This is a genomic window from Saccharopolyspora sp. NPDC002686 (assembly GCF_040295745.1).
GTDB lineage: Bacteria > Actinomycetota > Actinomycetes > Mycobacteriales > Pseudonocardiaceae > Saccharopolyspora > Saccharopolyspora oryzae.
This window is the reverse complement of record NZ_JBEOVY010000558.1, coordinates 1-3079: the sequence shown is the minus strand read 5'-3', so window position 1 is coordinate 3079 and position 3079 is coordinate 1. Positions and strand designations below refer to the sequence as shown.

The following is a 3079-nucleotide window of genomic DNA, read 5'->3' as shown; positions in this document are numbered from 1 at the left end:
GGTGTGCTTGTCGCCGTACATGCGGTCGTCGGCGGAGGCCAGCAGCGTGGTCAGCTGGGCCTTGGCGGCCGGGGAGGTCATCACCCCCAGCGCGAGCCCGACCTCTACCGGCTGGCCGTCGATCTCGGTGATGGTCGAGACCGCGGTTTGGAACTCCCGCACTCGCTGTTCGGCGTGCTCCGGGGTCTCGACGTTCGGCAGGAGCAGGGCGAATTCGTCGCCGTGCAGCCGGACCGGGACCTCACCGCGGTTGGCCGTGGTGCGCAGCTTCTCGGCTACCGCGATGAGGACCTGGTCGCCGAAGCGGTGTCCGTGCACGTCGTTGAAGGTCTTGAAGCCGTTCATGTCGCCGACCGCGACACCGACCAGGCCCCGGCCGCGCCGCATCGCGCGGTTGAACGCCGTCACCAGCGCCGCCCGGTTTCCCAGCCCGGTCAGCGGGTCGGTGCGGGACTGCCGGTACAGCCGGTACGCGCAGGTCCCGGCCGCCACGCTCGTCATGCTGGTGACACCCAGCGCCATCTTTGCCAACATGGGTCTTGCCTCCAATGAGGTAAGGCCCGCCCGGTGTTCTCTTGCCGGAGGCCGGGCGGGCCACTTGAACAGGGAAAAAGAGGTCAGGCGCTCTCTTCGTCGTCGCCTTCGAAGTAGTTGACCTCGTCGATCTCGTCGACGTCTTGGTCGTAGTCGTCGACCTCGTGGGCTTCGAAGTCGAAGTTGTAGATGTCTGCCGGCTCCTCCTGCTCGGGGATCGCATCAAGGTCGATCGGCTCGCTGCGGAGGTTGGTCACCGTGCCCACGGTGGTGCAGAACTTCACGAGCTCGGCGACGTCCTCATCCCGGGTGTAGGGAGCGCGGACCCGAAGAGGTTCGCGGCGGCCGTCACGCTTGGCGTAGGCGACACCGGCGAGGATCTCGGGGATCTTGTCGGCGAACGCGCCCATGTCCCGCATGCCCTCACCCAGGCACATGTCCACGTACGACGCGGAGTCAAGGCGCAGGGCGATCTTCGTGGGGAACAGGCCTCGCATCGGGACGTGTTCCTTGGTCGGTTCCTGGGTCGCGGCGACGATCCGGCCGCCGACGGAGCGGTACTGCGTCAGGCCCTTGGAGATCAGCGGCTCGAACGGGGTCGTGATCGCCTTGCCTCCGTAGGAGGTCATCGCGGCCAGCTCGTCGCAGATCAGCAACTCCAGCGGGGTTTCCCGGGACGGAGTGAACTTCCGGACGCCCGCACGGCCCAGCTCCAGCTTCCGGTCGTCGAGGGTCTTGACGTAGGCCTGCATCAGCTTGAGACCGGCCTTGTCGCTGTCGGCGAAGGCGTGGAACATCTCCCGGCCCATACCGAACTCCTGGCCGCCCTTGGGGTCGATCACCCACAACCGCACCAGCCCGGCGCGGATCAGCGGGGCCATCGCCCGCAGCAGCGCCCACAGCCACGAGCCCTTACCCGCACCGGTCGCGCCACCCAGCAGCACGTGCAGGTCGCGTTCCAGGAGGTTCAGGGTGAACTCCCGGCCGTACTCGTCGCGGCCGATCACCAGCTTCGTCAGGTCAACCTCAGTGGTCGACTCCGCCAGCGCCGGAAGCGGGATGAGCATTTCGTCGAACGGTTCGCACCGCTGGAAGTCCAGCGCGAGCTTGCCGGGCTTGACCAGCCGCACGTTGGTCGAGCGCGCGCGGAACGCGTTCGCCAACCGGCCGATGGCCTTCTCGAAGTCTTCCGGTTCCTGCCCCTTGGCCATCCGCACAGTCACCGTGTCCCACGACCACGTGCTCTTGACCCTGGTCACGCGCGGCATCAGCGTGTTGCCCTTGTGATCGGTCAGGGTCAGGTTGCAGGCGGTCATGATCCGAAGCCATTGGCGTTGGTAGGTCCACCAGCGGCGCCACCACGCCCGCATCAGGCGACCGGCGAAACGGTCGAAGGTCGGGCGGTCCAGCAGCCGCCAGGAGATCCCCGCCAGCACCGCGATCCCCACGGCCCACACCATCGTGTTCAGCCCGAACCAGAACACCGCCGCCGACGTCGCGACCGCCGAGCTCGACGTCCGGGGGTGGCCGGCCACCGTCCGGATTCCCCAGCGAATCGGGGAGGTGTTCTCCGTGCCCACCAGCGTGTTCCGCATTGCCGTTCACCTTTCATGCGAGCAAAAAGAAACCGGGGCACCCAACCCCGTTGAGAGGTTCGGTGCCCCGGCCGAGCAGTTGCCGGATTCAGCTCCGGCGTTGGGTCATCTCCATCTTCGCGACCAAGTCGCCGACCGCGTTGCGCGTCTTGTTCAGCGGCTCGCCCAATCCCTTGGGGACCCCGAACTTCTTCAAGGTCTCCACCAGCGACAGCATCGACGCGTCGATGCGCTTGACTCGGGTGTGCACGTCATCACCGAATGCCATTACTTCTTCACGTATCCCTTCGCCACGTTCTGACCGCCCTTTTCAGCGATCCCGTCCCGAACCCCGTACAACGTCTGGCAGGCCGTCGCCGCCAGCTCCTCGATCTCGTCGAAGTCCTTCTTCTGCATCACGTTCGGCTCCAGCAGCCGAACCGCGACCAGCTCCCGGTGCAACGTGTCGAGGTGTTCCCCGATCTTCTTCAGCCGGTTTACCGCGGGCGTGTTCCTCCGCGCACCAACCGGCAAATTCACCTCAGCCATGTCAACCCCTTCCTTGTCGTGTTTCTCCGATGCATCCCGAGCCGTGGAACCCGAGAGCGTTCATCACCGATCACCGTCCTTGCGCTGGGGGTAAATGAAGTCGAAAAGCGCCAGCTGCAACCGCATAAGCTCATCGCCCGTGTAGTTCTCCAGCGCTGGAAAACCGTGGCTCTCCAACGCCTTGCCGACGTCGAACAGAAGCCCGAGCGTGAACCGCGGATCAGTGCCCCGACCCGAAACACCCGCACCCCGCAACGATCCTTTCGCCACCACCGTGCTGAGCACTGCCCATCAGCCTCGCGGCCACATCTTGCAGAACTGATCCTGCGAGTGCCGGTACTGCCGGTACCCGCCGATGTCGCACGCCGGGCAGTACTGCAAACCCAAAGACAACATCCGACAACCGTCCTTTCCTATTGGAG

The 3079-nt window shown here is 65.6% G+C and carries 5 protein-coding genes; all 5 read right to left on the bottom strand.

Annotated features, from left to right (window positions below; genetic code table 11):
* A partial coding sequence (locus ABTZ89_RS37525; RefSeq protein WP_351053993.1) for a GGDEF domain-containing protein occupies positions 1–522 on the bottom strand: 522 nt, incomplete at its 3' end.
* A gap of 95 nt (positions 523–617) precedes the next feature.
* Positions 618–2129, bottom strand: a complete 1512-nt coding sequence (locus tag ABTZ89_RS37520; RefSeq protein WP_351053990.1) for a type IV secretory system conjugative DNA transfer family protein — start codon at positions 2127–2129, stop codon at positions 618–620.
* A gap of 88 nt (positions 2130–2217) precedes the next feature.
* A complete protein-coding gene (locus ABTZ89_RS37515) occupies positions 2218–2397 on the bottom strand; it encodes a hypothetical protein (RefSeq protein WP_351053987.1) in 180 nt (59 codons plus the stop codon).
* Entirely contained in the window at positions 2397–2657 is a 261-nt protein-coding gene (locus ABTZ89_RS37510) for a hypothetical protein (protein ID WP_351053984.1), read from the bottom strand. The genes ABTZ89_RS37515 and ABTZ89_RS37510 overlap by 1 nt, the downstream gene beginning before the upstream one ends.
* A 63-nt stretch (positions 2658–2720) precedes the next feature.
* Entirely contained in the window at positions 2721–2942 is a 222-nt protein-coding gene (locus ABTZ89_RS37505; RefSeq protein WP_351053981.1) for a hypothetical protein, read from the bottom strand.
* Positions 2943–3079: the final 137 nt, after the last annotated feature.

Excerpts from the sequence above, each read along its gene's own strand:
- ABTZ89_RS37510 (WP_351053984.1), bottom strand. The coding sequence starts at position 2,657 with ATGGCTGAGGTGAATTTGCCGGTTGGTGCGCGGAGGAACACGCCCGCG.
- ABTZ89_RS37515 (WP_351053987.1), bottom strand. The coding sequence starts at position 2,397 with ATGGCATTCGGTGATGACGTGCACACCCGAGTCAAGCGCATCGACGCG.
- ABTZ89_RS37520 (WP_351053990.1), bottom strand. The coding sequence starts at position 2,129 with ATGCGGAACACGCTGGTGGGCACGGAGAACACCTCCCCGATTCGCTGG.